The following is a 20873-nucleotide window of genomic DNA, read 5'->3' as shown; positions in this document are numbered from 1 at the left end:
AAGAAATGGAAAATGGTATTATTGGTATCCGACAATTCACCATTCTAGTCACACTATTTACGGTTGGAAGTTCCATATTAATATCTCCAGCAGGCCTCACCGTGGAAGCAAAGCAAGATGCATGGATAGCCGCCATTCTGGGAGTAAGTATTGGATTACTGACAGTCTACTTATATAGTGCATTGGTAAGGCAATTTCCTAAGCAAACTTTGGTGGAGATGTGCGAGGCTATTTTCGGCATTTGGATAGGGAAAATAGTTACCTTACTTTATTTTAGCTTCTTTTTCCTCCTTGCTGCTCTTGTATTGCGAAACATTGGCGACTTTATGACAACTCAGGTTCTCCCAGATACACCGCTTCAGTTTACAATCATGATATTTCTCGCAGCTGTAATTATGGCAAATTGGCACGGTCTTGAAACCATTGCGCGTGCCGGGGAAATTTTTTTCCCTTGGGTTATGATTTTCTTTTGTGCTATGGTCATTTTTCTGCTGCCTCAGATCCGACTCGTTCAACTTGAACCTTATTTTGGCGGAGGCTTTAAGCCTATTATCAGAGCGAGCTTACCCTTTATCGGAACCCCATTTATGGAACTTATCGTATTATTGATGGTTATTCCTTATGTGAATTGCGCCCAAAAAGCTAATAAAGCATTTCTTATGGGAACGATGATCGCGGGAGTCATATTGATCATTATATCCCTGATATCGATTCTGGTTCTTGGTGCAGGCACGACTGCAAGGCAAATGTATCCAAGCTATGACTTGGCTAAAATGATCAGTATTGGAGGATTTTTGGAAAGATTGGAAGTCATTATGGCGGGAATCTGGTTTATCACAATATTCTTCAAGCTTACGATTTGTTTTTATGCTTCAGCCCTTAGTCTCGCTCAAATTATGAAGATGAAAGAAATTCGTCCCCTGCTCTTCCCTTTAGGGATGATTATGATCGTTTTATCCATTGTGTCATACCCAAATACAAGCTACTTTCTTAACTTTGTTTCTAAAATATGGTTTACCTACGCTTGCACATTTGGATTTCTGATACCTGTGTGTATGATTGGTACAGCCGTCATACGAAAGAGAGTATAATTAAAAACACGAGCAACTATGCTACAATATCATAAACAACCAATAGGAGATGACTTCAAATGACTGAGCAATTAAACGAGCAAGAGCTTCTACAATTCATCGTAGAAAAAACGAAGGCTGATACTCAGCAAATTCAGCTAGTGTTGCAATATGAGAAAGCTTTTATTAGTAAAGCAGAAGAAAATGCCAAAGGGGAAGTGGATATTGATAGCGATGAACTGATCGATCATATTCTGGGCAGACCCGATGTGAAATTGACAGAACTGACGGTAGATACCATTTTGGAAGCTGAGATGGACTATTTAATGAAAAAGGGGTTTGCCGGATACATCGATTGAATATATGGTAAAAAGGAACGGAACACCTCCAAGAAGAGGTGTTCTCTTTGCGTTACTTAAAAGTTAATTAAATAACGCGTATTGACTTTATGGGAGCTTGATATGATAATAATTTAAGAGTTATTTATGTTATTTAGTTAACTTTTAAATTAATTATATGGAGGCAATGATGACCGATGACCAACCAACCACGAGCTGAGTACCCTAGACCTCAATTTGTAAGAGATAGCTGGATCAACCTGAACGGCAAATGGGAATTTGAATTCGATGATGATCGTGTGGGCAGTAAAGAGAAGTGGCATTTAGGGAATAGAAAGTTATCCAAGACCATTCAAGTGCCATTCGCTTTTCAAAGTAAATTGAGCGGCATTGGGAGTAATGAGTTTCACGATGTTGTCTGGTACCGCCGAGACCTAACTTTACCCGAAGCTTTTCAGAATAAGCGGATACTTCTTCACTTTGGAGCGGTGGATTACGAAGCTTCGGTTTGGGTGAATGGGGTGCTAGTTGCTAAGCACGAAGGTGGGCATACCCCTTTCCATGCTGACATCACGGATGCGCTTCAGGCTGGGACGAATAAACTGGTTGTCAAAGCGGTGGATTATAGCAAAGATGTTACGCTGCCGAGAGGAAAGCAATATTGGCATACGGATTCCGCAAGTATTTTCTATACAAGAACGACAGGCATTTGGCAAACCGTGTGGATGGAAGCGGTATCTGCCGACGGCTATTTGGACAAAGTGAAAATTACCCCAGATATCGATGAGAAACAAGTGGAATTCCAATTCTTTATCCAGGGTTCCGACTCAAGTGCCAAGCTACAGCTCAAAGTAGAGATTTCATTTAATGGAGAACTCGTTTCGGAAGATACGTATGGGATGAGAAGCAGCTCCGGGGCGAGAAAAATTCGCCTGAATGATTTCAACGATCATGGGCTCGGAGCTTGGTGGACACCTGATCATCCGAATTTATATGACGTCACATTCACGCTGCTGGTTGATAATCAAGCTGTAGATGTGGTAACGAGTTATTTCGGCATGCGTAAGGTATCCATCGAAGACGGTAAATTATGCTTGAACAACCGCCCTTATTTTTTGAAAATGGTTCTGGATCAGGGATATTTTCCAGATGGCAATTTGACGCCGCCTAGTGATGAAGCGATCAAGCAAGATGTCGAGTTAACGAAGGCAATGGGCTTTAACGGCGCGCGGAAACATCAAAAGCTGGAGGATCCAAGATTTCTATACTGGTGCGATAAACTCGGATTGGTCGTCTGGAGCGAGGCTGCTAATGCGTACGAATATACAGAGAAGTATGTTAGTCGATTTACGAATGAGTGGATAGGCTCTATCGAGCGCGATTACAATCATCCTTCCATTATTGCCTGGGTGCCCCTGAATGAGAGCTGGGGAGTGCCTAATATTCAAATCGATAAATTGCAGCAGCAGCATGCCTTGACCATGTATCATTTGACTAAATCGCTTGATCCGATGCGTCCGGTTGTGTCTAACGATGGTTGGGAGCTAGTGAAAACGGATCTGCTCACCATTCATGACTATGAGTGGCGTGAAGGTGTGCTGGAAGAGCGCTACAGTTCTATCGATAAAGCTGTTCATGCGATGCCAGCGAATCGCCGCTTATTTGTTGAAGGCTTCCCTTATGAAGATCAGCCGATTCTTGTTACCGAATTTGGCGGTATTGCTTACAAGAAAAGCGAATGGGAAGGTTGGGGATATTCCGGGGCGGATAATGACGAGGATTATGAGAAAAAGCTTCGCGCTGTCATACGTCCTCTGTTAAACTCAGGCGTTGTACAGGGATACTGTTACACGCAGTTAACCGACGTTGAGCAGGAAATTAACGGCCTTCTAACCTATGATAGAAAGCCGAAAATTCCTGTAGAAATCATTAAAGCTATTAATGATCGCAAGTAATCTGGCTTACACGGATTAAGATGAAAGGGAATCCTTCGGGGCAATGTCATTAAGTTAGGCTCAAAGACAAGACCGTGAATAAAAATAGAATCCAAAACGGCATGGGAAAAGCCCTGTGCCGTTTGTTTTCTTGCGCCAGCAAGGAAAAAGCGTACAGCAAACAAAGCGGATGAACTTTCCGCTTAAAAAAATGTTCATGTGAAACGAATTATGCTACTCTGTAGACGAAGCTAACAACGGATTTGTAGCGGATTTTGCGCGTATTCTGCTGTCCTGGGCGGATGGGTCGAATCGGCAAAATGTTTTTGCGAATCAGTGCTTCAACATCGGGCGGGGGTTCATCGTCCCTTGAGCGCAGGAAATGTCTACAAACGTGAACGGCAACTGTGAAGTTGACTTGGTATTGGTGCCGTTTATCCATTTGGGAAATGACTACGTGCGAGGTAATCATTTCAGCGAAATTGTACATGATCATTCTTGCGAAAATCTCTTGGGTGATGGACTCTTGTCTCTTTGCGTGAAAATTCGTCAGACCTACCGTGTATTTTAATGCCCTGAAAGAGGTTTCGATGCCCCATCGCATGTTGTAAATGGACTTGATTTCATCGGGTGGGAAATCAGCGGCAGAAAGATTCGTAATGACGGTTTCATAAGCGCCATTTGGCAAGACGAAACGAACAACCCGAAAGGAAATCGGGTAAAACAAGTTCTCATGCAAATCCAAAAAATCAAAGGTAGACGTGGAAGGGACGAACTTGTAAATCTCGGGATGAACCCTGACCTCTTTGGTTTGTTTTTTGGTGAGTGTCAGATGAACGTCCAGATCAAACGCTCCGCCAGAGGGCAAACACAAACCCGAAAGAATACCACTGGAATCCAAATCCTTTACCCGTATGACATAATTCCACCCTTTTCGTTCAATATGAGCGAAATTGTTGTAACTTTCATAACCTCTATCGGCAGTAACAATGGTTTTGCCCTTGATGGGGGAACGGTCAACCATAGCAGCCAGCGCCCTTCCCTCATTGCTCAACCTTCGTGGCTGAATAATCGCATCCACGTAAAGTCTATTGCACAAGTCATAGGCTGTGTTCAAATGCAGAAGGTTATAGCCTTTTGTGTTCGGTTGACTTTGAAAATAGGTGTCCGTGTCCGCAGAGTCAGTTGCGATATGCAAATCCGAACCGTCAACGGCAAGTAATCGATACCCACGGTAGTCCTTGATATCGGTATACGATTGCGTAAATTCGTGAAACAAGCATTCCACAGCAGACGGCAGGATTTTATTTCTCTGCTGGACAAAAGCAGAAGTGGTTGCGGTATTTACGTCATAGCCTTGTGATTCCAAGATCTCCTTGTATAAGCTGTTGCCCCCCATTGAGATCAGGAGTTGCATAACCGTTTCAAAGGGAAGCTTTTTCTTTCGGGTAAAATCTTTTTCGGGGTTTTTGACAAAAGGTGCTGGTGCAGCTGACATTTCTCGTATGAGGGATGTCAGTGTTTCTTTTAGCGAATTCGAGTACTCATCCATTGGCGTAACCTCCTCGTTTTTTCAAGGGGCTTCGCCACACATTTCCAACTGCTTGTCAAGTTCTTTTTTCTTTTGGACGTAAAAAAAGAGCGGGTTATCTTTTCGATAACCTGCTCTTTTTCTTGATTTTGGCCTTTCGCCTTAACTTAATGACATTGTCCTTCGGGGTTCCCTTTTTGCTTGTGACGATCTGCTGGCTGCAATGTGTAATCATGTTGACAGAAGCAAATAAAGGGAATAACATTAAGTTAAATTAGATATGTCTAGTAGACATGTCTATTAGAAATAAAAGGAGGTATCCATCATGCAGGACAAAATTATTCTGGGTTTGCTGCTGGACGGGGATAAATCGTCGTATGATCTTAAGAAAAGCATGGAGGCAAGCACCGGATTTTTCTATAATTCCAGCCAAGGGAGCATACAGCCTGCCTTAAAGAAACTCGTTCAGAATGGGCATGTTCATTTAACGGAGGTGCGTCAGGGGGGGAGGAACAAGAAGGTTTACTCGATCACGGAGAAAGGAGAAAAGGAATTCCTGAGTTGGGCTGGTGAGCCGATCGCATTAGACAAACCAAGGGATCCGGCACTCGTCAAAATGTTCTTCTTCAATTACGTCGAAGAATCTAGAAAACTCGATATCATCGAAGCGTACTTGAATGAGATCGAAACGGTCCGGTCCACTTTGAAGATGTTTCAGCAAATGAATCGGGAACAACTAGGGAAAAACCAAGAGTTACTCAACAACCCGAAGGTGAGAAGCAGGCTGGATACTTTGGAATTCGGAAGTGATTATTATGATTTCTTGAAGGCGTGGTACGAGAAATATGTACACAAAATAAAAGAGGAGCTGAGACCTTGAAAATGACGGATAACAAAACGCTGCGGAATGTGATTATTTTTTCGCTTGTTGCGTTAAGCTGCGGCTGGATCGGACGGCTAGTTGATTTGCAGGCCGGTACGGTTGAGAATGGCAGTCTGGGACAATTGATTTGGATTGTGTCTCCGCTTCTGACGATGGTCATTTTGCGCAGTTGGATGGGAGATGGGTGGAAAGATTTCGGCATCAGACCTCGGGTCAAAGGAAACGTATTTCTTTATATATTGAGCCTGTTATTCTTTCCTCTAATGACAATAGTGATTGTCGGAATCAGTTCAAGCTTGGGGTGGACGGATATGTCCCCAATGTCTTCGCACTATTTAACAGCAGTCGGTTTAGCTCTTGTACCAAGCCTCATCAAAAACATTTTTGAGGAATTTGCATGGAGAGGCTATTTGGCTCCAAAGCTTTATACGCTAGGTTATCATCGTTTTATCGTTCATATTGCCGTGGGGTTAATTTGGGGCGTGTGGCACTTCCCTTATTTATTTCTATTCGTGGAGACCACGGAAAGCATGATCACCTTTATCCCTCGCATGATGCTTGGCATGATCGTCATGGCGGTTCTGTACGGTGAGATTCTGCTGATGACTCGAAGCGTTTGGCCTGCCGTCTTCATGCACATGGCTGGAAATGCCTTCATTGATACATTGATTCTGAAAAAGTTCGTACTTGTGAAAGTAGAATTTAGTTATTTGGCTATGCCCAGTCCGGAAGGAATCATCGCCATTGTCTTAACAGCACTTGCTGGTGTATGGATGTATAAAAGAAGAAAAAGAACGACACTTCGGCAAGGTCCTCCTGGATTCCCAACATAGCCGCAGCTCCCGGTTTAGAATAAACAAATCGCCGTCACCTCGTTTAAGAGGCGAACGGCGATTTGTTTTTACCCTTTGACAGCGCCAATCATGACGCCTTTGACGAAGTACTTTTGCACGAATGGATACAAGATAAGAATTGGGACCGAAGCTACCATGATGGTTGCATATTTAATCGTCTCCCCAATCTGGAATTGATCTGCAGCATTAGCACCTGATGACATGGAATCGGTGTTATTCGCAATTAATATTTCCCGTAAGGTAAGCTGGAGCGGGTAGAGATCACGATCCTTTAGGAAGATGGACGCATAGAACCAACCATTCCATTTCTCAACGGCATAGTACAAGATCATCACGGCAATGACAGGCATGGAAAGCGGGATAATGATGCGAAAAAGAATCACGAAATGATTGGCCCCATCCATTTTAGCAGATTCCTCCAAGCTTTCTGGGACTGCCATGAAAGCTGTTCGCATGATGATCAGATTAAATGTGTTGACGGCAAAGGGCAAAATGGTCGCCCATAGGGAGTCGATTAATCCAACGCCTTTTACAACGAGATAAAGAGGAATAAGTCCACCGCTGAAAAACATCGTTAATACGACAACGAAGATGAATACACGGTTCCACATCACATTTTTGCGGGAGAGCACATAAGCGCCTAAAGCAGTTACAATAAGGTTCGTAATGACACCGAAAAAGAGGATAAACAACGTATTTTGGTAGCCTTTTAGAATAGCAGGGTTATTAAAAACACTTTTGTAAGCTTCTAAACTGAAGCCCAGAGGCTTAATCAGGAACCCTTTATGCGTGATCAATTGGCCGGCGTCGCTAAACGAGGCAAAAGTGACATAGAGAAGTGGATACAGGGTAACGACGACAAGCATAAGCAACAAGACGTGGATTAACGTGACGAATACTCTGTCCGAATAGCTCGTTTTCATTTCAACACCACCTCCATCACCATAAGCTGTTTTCACTTATCTTTTTACTTATTTTGTTTGCTGCAATGAGTAAGGCTAGATTAATCACAGAATTGAACAAACCAACCGCCGAGCTGTAGCTCCAACCAAATTCTATGAGCCCTTTACGATAAACGAAAGAAGAAATGACGTCCGCCGTATCGTAAGTGCTGGGGTTATAGAGCAAAATAATTTTCTCGAAGCCTACGTTCAACAAATTTCCCATACGTAGAATGAACATGATCGCAATGGTTGGGAGAATACCAGGTAAGGTAATATGCCAAATTTGCTTGATTCTGTTGGCCCCGTCCATTTTCGCCGCTTCGTACTGCTCCTGGTCAATGCCCATGAGTGCGGCTAGATAAATAATGGATTCCCATCCGATTTTTTGCCATATTTCAGATAAAATGTAGATCGTTCGGAACAATTCCGGTTTCTGCAACATAGCCGTATCATTGAAGCCAAAATAAGTCAGAAAGTTATTAATTAAACCGCCGTTATTTGTAAAATCTTTGATCATTCCAACAATAACGATGAGCGAAATAAAATACGGCATGTAGGTGACCGTCTGAACGAAGCGTTGAAACTTTTTATTCGTAAGCTCATTAATAAGAATCGCCAAAATAATCGGAGCTGGGAATTCAAAACATAGCGAGTAAAGGGAAATAATGACGGTATTCTTGAGAATTCGCCAGAAATAATAGCTGCTGAAGAAATCATTAAAGTGTTGGAAGCCAACCCACTCACTGCCCAGAATGCCTTTATTAGGGGTATACTCTTTAAACGCAATCAAGGCTCCATACATCGGCGCATAATGGAAAACAAAGTAGTAAGCCAGAACGGGAACCATCATCAGGTATAAATATTTATTCAGCAGAAAATCGCGCTTGAAGCGTATTTGAAAGGTTGTTTCCCCTGCTTTACGCATGATATCTCTCCTTTCGCCATGGGATTCTAGTAAAGTAGGGAGAGCCGCAGCCCTCCCCTTGGCTTGTTATCTATCTTTTGTTAAAACGATCTAAGGATGCCTTTTTGATTTCAATAGCACGACTTAGCTTAACGGATTTGAATTTCTCCAGGTATTTATCAAAGCTATCGACGGGCTCTGTTCCTAAAATAATTTTGAGCGTCATTTCGTCGACTAGTGTATTGAGGTCAGTCATGATTTTGGCAAGCTCTGTGCTTTCTTCTGGTGTAGCTGTAATAGGAGGCAATTTGTGTTTATCAACGTCCGTTTTCTGCCAAGTAGAAACGGCATCACGTTGTGTTTGCAAAGCCAGATATTGCTCGATATAGCGTTTATCCTGGACGAATGGACCATTATAGTTACCGCGGACATAGAGAGACAGCGCTTGCGCAGGTGCCAATTTATCAGGATTTTTCATGACAAGGTCCGTATATTTCGGATATCCGTTTTCCATTTTATACGAAACACCTTCGGTTCCAAAGTTGAAGTAATTATGGCCCTCTTCGGAGTAACCATAGTCAAGAAGCTTCGCTGCGGTCTCAATATTTTTGGAAGAAGCTGTAATAGCAACCATACCTCCAGGCGAATTCGCTGGATCCTTCTGACCATACATTGCGATGTCACCTTTTTTGAGAACCGGATATGGAGCTCCGATGAGAACTCCTTTAGGATCTTTAGCCGTTATTAGCGGCTGCCATTTACCGATTCCGCCACCTGCATTTTGTACGGTAACACCTGTTGCGCCTGAGGCCATGTTAGCGTCTAAAGCCTTACCATCCGCCGTTGCGAAGTTTTTATCGATGAGTCCTTCTTCATACCATTTGTGAAAAGTAGCAAGGAAGTCTTTGTAGCCTTTCTCAGCTGGACCAAATTTAATTGTTCCATTATCGATGTAGAAATCACGTGTCACACCGAAGGCACCGGCGAAAGCGCCGTTTCCTAGCTCGTTGAAAGGTCTGGGAACACTTACGACAGAGAAAGCGGCTGTAGCGCCTTTTTTCTCCTTGAAGGCTTTAAGTGTTGTGTACCACTCATCAATGGTTTGAGGAACAGGCAGACCTAGATCATCAAGCCAATCTTTCCGAATGATAGGACCTTGGTACACACGCAGATAATCATCGCCGCGGATAAAAGGGAAGGAATAATAGCTGCCATTATCGGTTTTTACTTGTTTATCAACATCAGGATGCTCTTTGAGGTATTTCTTTAAATTTGGAGCAAATTTATCAATCGTATCGTTCAGTTTCAGAATGTATCCGTCTTTGATCGCTTTTTCAGGCCCCCCGGGGAATGCTCCCTGCCAATCAAACTCAATCATATCGGGCAGATCACCTGATGCTAACATAACGTTCAGAGCTTGAGCGCCTTGGTTCGTAGGTGGAGCTAGGAATTTCAATGGAACGCCTGTTTTCTTCTGCCAATCTTGGAAGAAGGGAACATCTGCATGGGCTGCTTTTACGCCAGTTAGGTTACCGGGAAGCTCGCCCCAGTAAGTTAATGTTTTGTCCGATTTGAGCGGATAAGTGACAGCAGTTGTGTTCGGAGCCGTCGTTCCCCCAGTAGTTGCTTTAGGACTTGCCGTATCAACTGCAGTCGGGGTGTTGGATGTACATGCGACAGTTAAGCTCCCTATCAATGATGTTGCAACCAGCATGGTGAACATTTTTTTTCTGTTCTTTTTCATAGGTTGACCTCCTAAGAGTTTTTCGCCAGAAAAACTGGCATCGAAAGCGTTACTGAGTTTTTCGCCAGAAAAACTGGCAGTGTAAGCATTGCCGAATTAAGAAAACGGGTCGCGAAGCGATAATGAGTTTCCCTGGAAAACGGTTTAAAACTTATGTTAGCCTAGGAGCCGTATGTCTGACCTAAGTATATGATAACGCTTCCATTTCAACTATCAGCAAAATATCCAATTGCTTCTCGAATTCTGCGTGTAGAATCTACAAAATATCCAATTGCTTCATCAAAATAGCCAATATTTGCTTGAGGAACGGCAGAATATCGCAGCTGGTCAGGGGCAGGAACGTTGCAACTACCTTATATGTGAAAAAAGGGGCACCGCGGCTGTCTTAACTAACAGTAATTACGTCACATCATTTATTTTTCGATCAGCTCTTTGTATTTCCCTGGTGTGATGCCCTCCACCTTTTTGAAAACCCGAATAAAAGCATTAATATCATTGAAGCCTACCCCGTAAGCTGCATCGCCTACCGATTGTTCTTGCTGCCCCAGCAGCTGCTTGGACTTTTCGATTCTGACCTTATTAATGCGATCGAGTAGCCCCTCTCCCACATAATCCTTGAATAGCTTCGATAGGTAGGTGGCTTTGCGGTTAAAGTGGATGCCAATCATCGTGACATTCAGATTGGCATCTGTATAATTATGTTCGATGTAGGCCGTTACTTCATTTACTAATTGCTGCAGTGCTTTCTGTCGTGTATGTGAAATCGTATGCTGCCGTTTAGCGGACGTGTAAGCACATACTTGCTCGAGCATCTCACTGAGCTGGAGCTGCATGTCTTGAACGGTTTTACTGCATAGAAGTCGGTCGAGCAGTTTAGGGTTGCGGATAAAAAAGCTTTCCTGAATATCTCCGGTTTCGCTAATACTTTTCATCATGGTGGTTACTAAGTTGAGCATGAGGCACTTCGTTAGGGAGACCGAAATGCCAGGATTATCAAAGTTTTTATTCATAATCTCGGTAAGAATCAGCTGTGCTTCTTCAAGCTCCCCCAGCTTCACGGCATACATGAATTGCTGCTCAATCTGCGTTGGATAATAATAGCCAGTATTAGACTCGCAAGTGACATTTGCTTGCAAATCATCATATGATAGAATCTCTGGTCCACCCATAACAAGCTTGAAGGCCATGGAATCTAGGGCTTCTAAGAAAGCTTGAGGTACATTAGCGATGCGTTCGTGGATACTACTAATTGAAATTGTAAGATGAATGTCATAGGTCGAAGAGAGGAAAGTTTGCGCTTTGTCTGCGATTCTAAGTAACTCCAGCTTGGAGCTATATCCATCCTCCATGGTTAAATTGACTAAACAAGCAAGGGTATCATCAATTTCGGCTGCATAGCCGCGGTGCCGCTCCGATAATAGCTCCTCCACGACATTCATAATAATGAATTGAAGAAGTTTCCATTTATCCCCTTCGGGCGTATGGTTAATTCGTTCAAAGAAGGGTTCACTCTTATCGACTACAAATAGCATGACGGCAAAATCCTGCCGGTCTAGTTTCATTTCAAAGGTTGTTAAGGCCTCATCGATAGGAATTTGGCTGTCTAATTTTCCTTTCAGCAGCTTTTCGATAAAGTGCGAGCGGACAATATGCCGCTGCTGCTCCATTTTACTCTTGAAATCGGCAATTTCGATTAATGTATTGTCCACGGCTTCTTGTATGAAATGAAATTCATTATATCTTCGACGGGATTGTAGGGTCTGTTTTTTGGAAAATGCTTGAACCAACCGACGTACTGGATTGTAATTCCTTCTTAGAAATACGTAGGTCAGGATACCCCCACCAAGCAAACTGATCGCCATGCTCGTATAAGTCAGGTTGCGGATGTGAGAGGCTTTTTTCCAATACACAGTGCTGGGCATCATAGACACATATTTTAGTTTGGAACGAGGTGACTGAATGTTGAAAACTTCATATTTCTCGCGACTAGAATCGGTGTAATAGAAGTTAGACGAGCTCTCTAATTTATCAAAAGGAAAATCGGCAGGAAGTGAATCTGTGGAGTTGGAAGCTAAAATTTGATTTTCATTATTTAGGATAAGTACGTGACCTTTGTTGAAAATTTCCATATTTTGAATGGCGCCAATAATACGTGACTGATCGACCATAATGACATTGGTAGCCAGTGGTTTATTATGCTCTTGTGGGTATGTGCTGATGTAAGCTACCGTTTTTTGCAGCTTGTTATCGTCACCAATCCGGTACATGGGAATAAAGCCTTTGAAATTGCTTCGGGTTACAATATCTTGCCAGGAAGAGAAAGAGAAAGCATCGCTCATATGTAAAGTTTCATAGGCAAAGTTTTTTGTTCTAACGGTGGTAGGAAGAATAGCGGATTGATCTTTATTTAAATAAATATAGAAAGAATCAATTAGCGGGTAGGAGGTTTTGTACATGGAAAGGACACGTGAGATTTGATAAGCATCATATCTATATTCTTTGGGAAATGCTTCATATTTATTCGAATAGAGCAACTCCTGAACGCCTACATTCCACGTAATCTCGAAGTTCAGTTGTTCCATGGCTTTAAACTGATTGTCCATAATTTCCCGAACTTGTTTTAAAAGAGAATCATTGGCTTGCTGAATTTCTTCCTTCAGTGTTTTACTGGATTCCATGTACAATAATAAGCCGATCGCCACAGGTAAAAGTAGAATGACGATATAGGAAATCATCCACGTTAAGACGATACTTTGTCCATTAAAGAAGATTTTATTCCGCATAAGCAAATCCCCTCACAATCGATCATCGATAATGAGCACTAGGATATAGAAATGAATGCGCTCTCAAGTATTGTATTTCCTTTCCATCGTTCAAGTCAACGATAGAAAGAAGCAATTTTTTATGCGGATTCATCAACGGGTTTAAACCGATTTTTTCCGAAAAAGAAGTAGAATAAATAGGAGATTACTGTATAGACTACAGCTGTGATGCAGAAAGCATACGCGTATCCGTAGTAAGAGCCATAGTGGAAAACAAGGCCTGTACTTAGGGGAGAAGCAAGGAACCAACCTAGATGAAAAACGGCTTCCCCTGAGCTGGATGCTAATCCCCGGAGTGATCGGTTGACGTAGCTCATTTTGATCGAATTATAAAAAGGATTAGCGGCGTTCATTAAGGCTTGTCGGAACAAGTATCCACCCGATGATAAGTAAAAGTTAGCAGAAAAAGCGGTTAGGAGGAGAAATGGAATTGAACATAACTGCAGGTATACGACAGATTTAACTTCTCCAAATCTTTTTACAATCATGGGTCCAATGAGAAAAGCAATCGCGGTTGCGGCTTGACCTAAAGCTACGACGATGCCAATTGCGGATTTGGAAGCGTCAAAGCGATCTTCAAAATACACATTTAAATAGGGGACAATCATGCCCCCACCCATGGATGACAACAAGCCTAATAAACAAAAAATACCAATAACCTGTATGGATGGTTTATGTACGCTCCACACTTGTTTCCATTTTAGTGATTCGCTGCGCGGCTGTATTTCTTGCTCACTTTTCTCGAAAAAAGCCATAGGTATAAAGCCAAGTGCTGCGATACCGACTCCAATTAATAATGTAAATCTCAAGCTTTGAATTTCGTCTAAACCGATAATGAATTGAAAAAGGTCACAGAGAACGCCCCCCAGTGCAATACCAACTACATTCGCTAGCATGACAAGAGCCATGTTAAAGCTGAACAGGTGAACGCGCTGTTGTGGGGTAGAGTTGTTGGCCATAAACGGAAGAATGGTTGCAGAAACAACAGCAAGAGCCATACCGCCTAAGAATGACGATATGAGCATCCCCTCATTGGCTTCAATAAGGGAACGAGCAGTCAATGTTATGATGGTAAAAATGAGTCCAAATGTAATGACACGCTTAGGCCCGAAACGATCATTCATTAGGCCCGCGGGAATAAGAATAATGGCCGCGGCCAGAGACGCCATGCCAACCATGCTGCCAACAGTCGTTTGGTCATAGCCGAGACTTCTAACATAAAGGTTATAAACGAGACCAAACATACCTAAACCTAAGTTCCATACAAAATTAAACCAAAAGAAGAGCATAATGTTTCGGCTATAGCCATGAAATTGTGACTTCCATTCACGTAGTAAGTTTGTCATTTATTATTCCTGCCTTTGTATTCTGTGTCTAAATTGCAACCGCCTTTTCTATTCTACCATCGGTAAATAAGTTTGAACACGAGAAAGACTTGATATTCGATCTGATCTGTATAATAATAAGTAGTCTAATCTACGAAGCAGGGAGCACATAACTGAATGTCAACACCAACAAGTACCGTGACGGAAGAACAAAAGCCAGAAGTCGAACAGATTGAAATTTGGAAATGTAAAGAGACAGATTGTAAAGCATGGGTTCGCAAAGAATTCGTTACGGAAGCTTTACCGACTTGTCCATTATGTAAAAATCAGATGGTGCGCAGCTATAAGCATGTGCCTGTGACAGTTAAAAAAGGAAATAAAAAGTTTTTAGTTGGGAAAAAACGTTTCTAGTAAAATTTAAAAGATCAATAGCATCTTCGCCCTAGCGTGAAGAGAGATGCTGCTGGTCTTTTTTTTTGGAAAGAATAGCAGTGACCAAGCATAAGATGCTAGAGAGGGGGAATGCGTTATGCAATGGCCTGAGCTTAATCTAAGTGACGATGCGATCAAGATACTCTACAAACTTCGGGATAGGAAGCAGGAATGGGACAAGCTCAAAGATACGCAACCTTTATTCGCCATTCTAACAGGTGGCCTGATTCTTTATTTCATTATCTCTTTCTATCGAAAGGTTTTATTAGTTTCAGGCGGCAATGCATTAGCCATCCTAGATTTGCTTATTACTAATAGGCTTCTATCTGGTTCGCTCCTTGCTTGTATCTCTTTGTTCCTATTTACAAGAAATCGTGTGACTAGAATTGAAAAAGCGAAGTCGAAATACGAGAATTTAAGAATGGAAGTCATCGATAAGTTGGACGCATCCTGGTTAAAGGATGTGAAGTCGGAATCTCGGGATCAAATTTCTAGCTTTCTACATAACGAGTATGATATTAATATTGTATACAAGAGTTAATAGGGAGCGAGGATGACGGAACGGATGAGATATGAATGTCGCTATATCGATGCAGAGAACGGGATACGGAAGTGGGAAGATATTGAGGTTGAGGCCCCTTATTTAAGGGAAGTTGTAACGGGAGAGAAGCCGCGGCTCAAGACTCGCTTTCGCGCGTGTTGGACAACTGATGCTTTGCATATACGATTCGAATGCGAGGATGATCACGTCGTGGCAACGATGGAGCGACGAGATGATCCTATTTATTTGGAAGATGTGGTTGAGGTTTTTATTGATAAAAGCGGTACCGGAGCGGTTTATTACGAGTTCGAAGTGAGTCCGCGCAACGTCGTATTCGATGCTTTGATCCATTATAACGGTGGGGATAAAGAGATAGATGTTGCATGGGATGCGAAGGGAATGCATACCGAGGTTTTGGACGGGGCTGATGGGTGGAAGACTTATGACCTGCGAATTCCTTTTGCAGATTTGGATCGGGATCGGGAGCGGGGGCAGGAGCGGGGGCAGGAGCAAGAGCTGGAGCAGGAGCAGGAGCTGAAGCATGAGCGGGAGCAAGAGCAAGAGCATGGGGGAAACCGGACACCTCAGCATGGCGCTGAATGGCGTTGGAATTTATATAGAATTGATGATGATATAGAAGGAAATCGACATTACTGGGCTTGGTCCCCCACAGGGAAAGTCGATTTCCATATGCCGCATCGATTCGGGACCCTTGTTTTTGTGAAAGAATAGAAACAGAATCCTGCGGAATCGGTTGGCTGGAAGGGGTATAGAATAGTGGGGGTGCTGTAACGATGTTTATCATTGTTAAAGTGGTGGTGGCGCGCGAATGTGGTCTGTAACGATGTTTTTCATCGCTAAAGTGGCAGAGGTGCGCAAAGGGTGGCTCGCTAACGATGAAAAACATTCTTAAAGCAAAGCCCTCCAGCTTCAACAAAAGCTAGAGGGCTTATTTTTGCTTATTATTCTTGATGAGCTAAGCCTCATTCAGCACGTCATTTACTTGCTGCCAAGCCCAATCGAGCTCTTCCTTCGTAATCGTAAGAGGCGGTGCCAAGCGAATGATATGCTCGTGTGTCTCCTTGCACAGTAGACCTTTCGCTTTCAGCTCTTCACAGAACGGACGCGCTGAAACCTTAAGGTCAATGCCGATGAACAGCCCACGACCGCGAATCTCCGTAATCTGCGGAGATTGGATTTCCTGAAGCCGCTTCAGGAAATAAGCGCCAAGCTCATCCGAGCGCTCTGCGAGCCGCTCGTTCAGGGTGACCTCCAGCGCCGCGATCGCGACGGCGCAGCCGAGCGGATTACCCCCGAACGTCGAGCCGTGGGAGCCCGGCTCGAAAACATCAAGAACCTCTCGATCTCCGGCGACCGCCGAGATCGGGAACACGCCGCCACCGAGGGCTTTGCCCATGATGTACAGGTTCGGCGTTACACCCTCCCAGTCGCAAGCGAAGCGGCGACCCGTACGGCCGAATCCCGTCTGGATTTCGTCCGCGACGAACAATACCTTATTCGCCTGACATAGCTCATAACATTCCCGCAGGTAACCGGCCTGCGGAATCACAATACCAGCCTCGCCTTGAATAGGCTCGAACAGAAACCCCGCCGTGTTCGGCCCGATGGCCTCACGAAGCGCCGCAGTATCCCCGTAGGGAATAATGCGGAATCCCGGCGTAAAAGGCCCGAAGCCGCGTTGATATTCCGGCGACGATGAGAAGGAAGTGATCGTGACTGTCCGTCCATGGAAATTCCCTTCACAGACAATAATTTCAGCTTGATCGGCGGGGATCCCTTTCACTTCATAGCCCCAACGACGAACAGCCTTAACTGCGGTTTCGACCGCTTCGGCACCGGTATTCATCGGTAAAATCATCGGCTTACCGGTGTAATTCGCTAATTTTTCATAAAACGAACCTAACGTCTCGCTATGGAAAGCTCTAGATGTTAATGTAACCTTCTCGGCTTGCTCATGAAGCGCTCTCAGAATGTGAGGATGACGATGTCCTTGATTTAAGGCGGAGTAAGCGCTAAGCATATCCATGTAGCGGTTGCCTTCCGGATCCTCGACCCATACGCCTTCCGCTCTCGATATCACGATTGGCAGCGGATGGTAATTGCGAGCCCCGTATTTTTCCGTTTTTTCAATAATCATCGAACTTGTCGTATCCATAACAATTCCTCCCTGACGTGCAGCTTGTAAGCCAAGCTCGCCGGCATTCTCTGTAACTTTCTGAAGGTCTCACAAAGCGAGCTTGTTTAATCCATTGTATTCGTCAACTCATGAACGTTGCAATATAAATTCTATGAGGTAAATCCCCTATGCGTTTGTGCTTCTCCTAGCATATATAAATACATAGCTTTAGACAGTGATACAAGTCTTCACGAAATTGGCCAAGTTCAATCATTATGTGCAAATCCTTATGAATTGTTGCAGTGATGAGAAGACTTGAAATGTCAAAATAGGAAATATTATTAGAAGCGGGATAAATTGATCAGTGGTCAAAAAATTATTACAGAACATGTCAGATATGTGCAGGATTCTTGAAAGCGGTCGCGAATTCTTCAGATGAGCGCTTATGAATGCCATGTATTGCGCTCAGTTGGTCTAGCGACAGAGAGTTAGAAGGATTTTCGGAACACCTACTTCGCAACATCGAGCAATATACTTTGTAGAAAAAGGAATGGTGTGTACGATGACTCATCGCATTGAAAAAGACTTTATAGGTGAAAAACAAGTTCCATCCCAAGCATATTACGGCATTCAAACGATGCGCGCATTAGAGAATTTTCCAATTACGGGAGTTAAAATTCACGCAGAACTCATTACAGCTCTGGCAGAAGTAAAAAGGGCGGCTGCATTAGCGAATATGGAAACACACATGCTGCCCAAAAAAATCGGTGAACAATTAGTCAAAGCAGCTGAAGAAGTGAGACAAGGTCAGTTGCTTGAGGAGTTTATTGTTGATTCTATTCAAGGCGGAGCGGGAACCTCCATCAATATGAACATGAACGAAGTGCTTGCTAACCGGACGTTGGAGCTGCTTGGCGAGGAAAAGGGCAATTATTTCCATTGTAATCCGAATAATCATGTCAACATGTCGCAATCCACAAACGACGTTATCCCTACCGCCATCAAAATTGCCGCGTACCGTTTATCTGAACAATTGATAGAGACGATGATTTCACTCCAGAGTGCTTTTGCACGTAAGGAAACGGAATTTGATGATGTTATTAAAATGGGACGAACGCATCTCCAGGATGCAGTTCCTATTCGTATGGGCCAAGAATTCGGCGCTTATGCACGTGTCCTCCAGCGTGATATCAATCGTATCCGTCATGCTTCTAAGGGGCTTTTGACCGTTAATATGGGGGCTACTGCTGTAGGAACAGGGCTTAATGCGAAACCTGAGTATGTGGAACGCGTTATGTTTCATCTAAAAGGGCAAGTAGGCATACCCATTGAACTAGCCGAGCATTTGGTCGACGGCACCCAAAACATGGATGCCTACACGGAGCTATCCGCTTCCCTGAAAGTATGCGCCGTGAACCTTTCAAAAATATGCAATGATATTCGATTAATGGCTTCAGGTCCTCGCGTAGGCTTAGGGGAGCTGAAACTGCCGCCGAGACAACCAGGATCTTCCATTATGCCGGGTAAAGTAAACCCTGTTATGCCGGAGGTTGTGAATCAAGTGGCGTTCCAAGTCATTGGCAACGACCATACCATCTGCTTGGCCTGCGAAGCAGGTCAATTCGAACTTAACGTAATGGGCCCCGTACTTGCGTTCAACCTTCTACAATCGCTGAAAATACTGCGGAACGCGGCTGACGTGTTCGAGCGCTTTGCGATTGAGGGCTTGGAAGCCGACCGCGAGCGCTGCGCGACTTATGTCGAGCAAAGTTTTGGCATCGTCACAGCCTTGAACCCGCATCTCGGCTACGAAGTCGCCGCGCAATTAGTGAAAGAAGCTGTTCGCACTGGCATGACGCTCAAAGAGCTCATCCTAGAGCGTGGGCTGCTTACACCTGAGGAGATTGAAGAAATCCTCAATCCCATACAGATGACCACGCCGGGCATCGCTGGTGATAGGTTGCTGCAACCTGCCGATTAGGGCATCTGGGTGAAGGAAGCTTTGCAGTCTACGACAGTTGGCTAAAGCCTGCTCATAAAACGAGCGCCCCCGACCCATCGGTAGATGAGTTGGGGGCATTTTTTACATCATCTTCCTGGACTACAGCCTGCGAGGTCTTAATCCATATGGTCTTTTAACGGTTCATAAAAAGTCAGCTTATTCCCGAACGGATCCGTGACGCAGACTTCTTTGGTATGCCACGGGCTGGTTTCTATACCGGGGCGAGAATATCTATATTTTTTATTTATCAAGCTAGAATGAAATGCTTCTATGTCCACGATTTCTATTCGAACCGCTGCACCCGGGCTGCAATCCCCATAATGCTCAGATAAGTGTAATTTACATTCACCTAAACTGATCTCCATATAAAGGGGCATATCACTCTCAAAACGATGCTCCCACCCTAACGAAAAACCCAAGTAATCTATGTAGAATTCCTTTGCCTTCCTCTCATCGAACATTCTGAAAATGGGCGTGACACCTTTAATGGTTGTAATAACAATCATCTCCTTGTTTTATCGTTTATGTATGTACTTGAGTTTCTTGAACTGCCTAAGCCATTTACGAGTACATAAAAGGTTACGTAAACCGTCATGATAACAAATCCGACTAATAAGCAGAAAATGATGGCATCTTGATGCAGAGTTTCTCGTAGGATTTCCAGTATGCCGTTATTGCGTAAAGCGTCCCAACTGTTTAAGCGATATTCTCTTCCCAAAAGTATGCCGTACCCGGATAGAAGCGCGGTCATTGCGATGATCAGCCATGAAACAACATGATTGAATCGCTCTTTCCAAATCTTTTGAATCATGTACATGGAGCTGCACCCTAGCAATAGACCGTTCCATGCAAATAAGAAGATGATGAAAAAATCATACCAATAGGCAAAGGAGAATGCTCCTTTTTGGACATATGAGTCCTTCAAAATCGTTAAATGTATAAAATCGGTTATGACATACGGAGAGTTAGGCAGGAATAACAACCAGGCTAAACCGACCACGATTAAAATGAACTTTCTGAAGATCGTAGATTTTCGGGTATGTATAAAATAGGCTGCCGCAGCAAGGATGTACGGAATCCATGCGAGGAATAAGTTCCAAAGAAGAAACTCAAAATAGGTTTGGTTTTTGAACAAAAAATAGACCCCAACTGTGGAAGAAGAGAGTAGGATCAGAAAGAGATTCAGGTACCAATGATTTAAGGTTTTCATTGTATTCTCCACGTTTGGTTTGTATTTTGTAGTGATGCCTGTCCAAGATTGTGTCTCCATTTTACCTTTATTTGCAAACTACAACAAGCAAAAACTGTAGCATGAGGGGATTGGATGGGAAGACGGCTTTGAGATTTACTGCTATTCTCCGTAACTTTATTAGAATCTCCGATTTAAAATCAGAAGTATACAAAAATGATGT

At 43.5% G+C, this 20873-nt stretch carries 18 protein-coding genes; 9 read left to right on the top strand and 9 right to left on the bottom strand.

Features of this window, described 5'->3' with window-relative positions:
- Positions 1-5 precede the first annotated feature (5 nt).
- The 3 genes from QFZ78_RS14695 to QFZ78_RS14685 all read left to right on the top strand — a co-directional run bounded on the left by QFZ78_RS14695 (position 6) and on the right by QFZ78_RS14685 (position 3363).
- The gene (locus tag QFZ78_RS14695; protein WP_307548559.1) at positions 6-1091 is read left to right on the top strand and encodes a GerAB/ArcD/ProY family transporter; all 1086 of its coding nucleotides are present in this window, start codon (positions 6-8) and stop codon (positions 1089-1091) included.
- A gap of 59 nt (positions 1092-1150) precedes the next feature.
- Positions 1151-1429, top strand: coding sequence for a hypothetical protein (locus QFZ78_RS14690; protein WP_307548558.1), 279 nt, complete (start codon positions 1151-1153; stop codon positions 1427-1429).
- Between the two features lie 176 nt (positions 1430-1605).
- Positions 1606-3363: a glycoside hydrolase family 2 protein gene (locus QFZ78_RS14685; RefSeq protein ID WP_307548557.1), complete on the top strand. Its 1758-nt coding sequence runs from the start codon at positions 1606-1608 to the stop codon at positions 3361-3363.
- 208 nt (positions 3364-3571) lie between these two features.
- Here QFZ78_RS14685 and QFZ78_RS14680 read toward each other — a convergent pair whose 3' ends face one another.
- On the bottom strand, positions 3572-4894 hold the full coding sequence (locus QFZ78_RS14680; RefSeq protein WP_307548556.1) for an IS4 family transposase: 1323 nt from the start codon (positions 4892-4894) through the stop codon (positions 3572-3574).
- Between the two features lie 304 nt (positions 4895-5198).
- On the opposite strand from QFZ78_RS14680, the gene QFZ78_RS14675 reads away from it, so the two are divergent.
- Together QFZ78_RS14675 and QFZ78_RS14670 are read left to right on the top strand one after the other, a co-directional pair.
- A complete protein-coding gene (locus QFZ78_RS14675) occupies positions 5199-5753 on the top strand; it encodes a PadR family transcriptional regulator (RefSeq protein ID WP_307548554.1) in 555 nt (184 codons plus the stop codon).
- Between the two features lie 2 nt (positions 5754-5755).
- On the top strand, positions 5756-6589 hold the full coding sequence (locus QFZ78_RS14670) for a CPBP family intramembrane glutamic endopeptidase (protein WP_307555680.1): 834 nt from the start codon (positions 5756-5758) through the stop codon (positions 6587-6589).
- A gap of 68 nt (positions 6590-6657) precedes the next feature.
- On the opposite strand, the gene QFZ78_RS14665 is transcribed toward QFZ78_RS14670, so the two are convergent.
- From QFZ78_RS14665 to QFZ78_RS14645, 5 genes are all read right to left on the bottom strand, one after another.
- Positions 6658-7533 (bottom strand): carbohydrate ABC transporter permease, encoded by an 876-nt coding sequence (locus QFZ78_RS14665; protein WP_307548551.1) that lies wholly within the window; start codon positions 7531-7533, stop codon positions 6658-6660.
- Positions 7534-7549: 16 nt separating this feature from the next.
- Positions 7550-8479, bottom strand: a complete 930-nt coding sequence (locus QFZ78_RS14660) for an ABC transporter permease (RefSeq protein WP_307548550.1) — start codon at positions 8477-8479, stop codon at positions 7550-7552.
- Between the two features lie 70 nt (positions 8480-8549).
- Positions 8550-10202 carry an extracellular solute-binding protein gene (locus tag QFZ78_RS14655; RefSeq protein WP_307548547.1) on the bottom strand — a complete coding sequence of 551 codons (1653 nt, stop codon included), beginning with the start codon at positions 10200-10202 and terminating at the stop codon, positions 8550-8552.
- Between the two features lie 413 nt (positions 10203-10615).
- Positions 10616-12985 carry an AraC family transcriptional regulator gene (locus QFZ78_RS14650; protein WP_307548545.1) on the bottom strand — a complete coding sequence of 790 codons (2370 nt, stop codon included), beginning with the start codon at positions 12983-12985 and terminating at the stop codon, positions 10616-10618.
- 119 nt (positions 12986-13104) lie between these two features.
- On the bottom strand, positions 13105-14370 hold the full coding sequence (locus QFZ78_RS14645) for an MFS transporter (RefSeq protein ID WP_307548543.1): 1266 nt from the start codon (positions 14368-14370) through the stop codon (positions 13105-13107).
- 156 nt (positions 14371-14526) lie between these two features.
- On the opposite strand from QFZ78_RS14645, the gene QFZ78_RS14640 reads away from it, so the two are divergent.
- From QFZ78_RS14640 to QFZ78_RS14630, 3 genes are all read left to right on the top strand, one after another.
- Positions 14527-14760, top strand: a complete 234-nt coding sequence (locus QFZ78_RS14640) for a cold-inducible protein YdjO-related protein (protein WP_307440156.1) — start codon at positions 14527-14529, stop codon at positions 14758-14760.
- A 118-nt stretch (positions 14761-14878) separates the two neighbouring features.
- On the top strand, positions 14879-15322 hold the full coding sequence (locus QFZ78_RS14635) for a DUF2663 family protein (RefSeq protein WP_307548541.1): 444 nt from the start codon (positions 14879-14881) through the stop codon (positions 15320-15322).
- Between the two features lie 24 nt (positions 15323-15346).
- The gene (locus QFZ78_RS14630; protein WP_307548539.1) at positions 15347-16054 is read left to right on the top strand and encodes a carbohydrate-binding family 9-like protein; all 708 of its coding nucleotides are present in this window, start codon (positions 15347-15349) and stop codon (positions 16052-16054) included.
- A 244-nt stretch (positions 16055-16298) separates the two neighbouring features.
- Here QFZ78_RS14630 and QFZ78_RS14625 read toward each other — a convergent pair whose 3' ends face one another.
- Positions 16299-17498: an ornithine--oxo-acid transaminase gene (locus QFZ78_RS14625; RefSeq protein WP_307548536.1), complete on the bottom strand. Its 1200-nt coding sequence runs from the start codon at positions 17496-17498 to the stop codon at positions 16299-16301.
- Positions 17499-18021: 523 nt separating this feature from the next.
- On the opposite strand from QFZ78_RS14625, the gene QFZ78_RS14620 reads away from it, so the two are divergent.
- Positions 18022-19440: an aspartate ammonia-lyase gene (locus QFZ78_RS14620; RefSeq protein ID WP_307548535.1), complete on the top strand. Its 1419-nt coding sequence runs from the start codon at positions 18022-18024 to the stop codon at positions 19438-19440.
- A 137-nt stretch (positions 19441-19577) separates the two neighbouring features.
- Here the strand turns inward: QFZ78_RS14620 and QFZ78_RS14615 are convergent, their stop codons facing one another.
- Positions 19578-19967, bottom strand: coding sequence for a glyoxalase superfamily protein (locus QFZ78_RS14615; RefSeq protein WP_307548533.1), 390 nt, complete (start codon positions 19965-19967; stop codon positions 19578-19580).
- Positions 19964-20671 carry a DUF1361 domain-containing protein gene (locus QFZ78_RS14610; protein WP_307548531.1) on the bottom strand — a complete coding sequence of 236 codons (708 nt, stop codon included), beginning with the start codon at positions 20669-20671 and terminating at the stop codon, positions 19964-19966. The genes QFZ78_RS14615 and QFZ78_RS14610 overlap by 4 nt, the downstream gene beginning before the upstream one ends.
- Positions 20672-20873 lie beyond the last annotated feature (202 nt).

The organism is Paenibacillus sp. V4I5, assembly GCF_030817255.1.
Classification (GTDB): Bacteria; Bacillota; Bacilli; order Paenibacillales; family NBRC-103111; genus Paenibacillus_E.
This window is presented reverse-complemented; position numbering and strand designations above follow the sequence as displayed.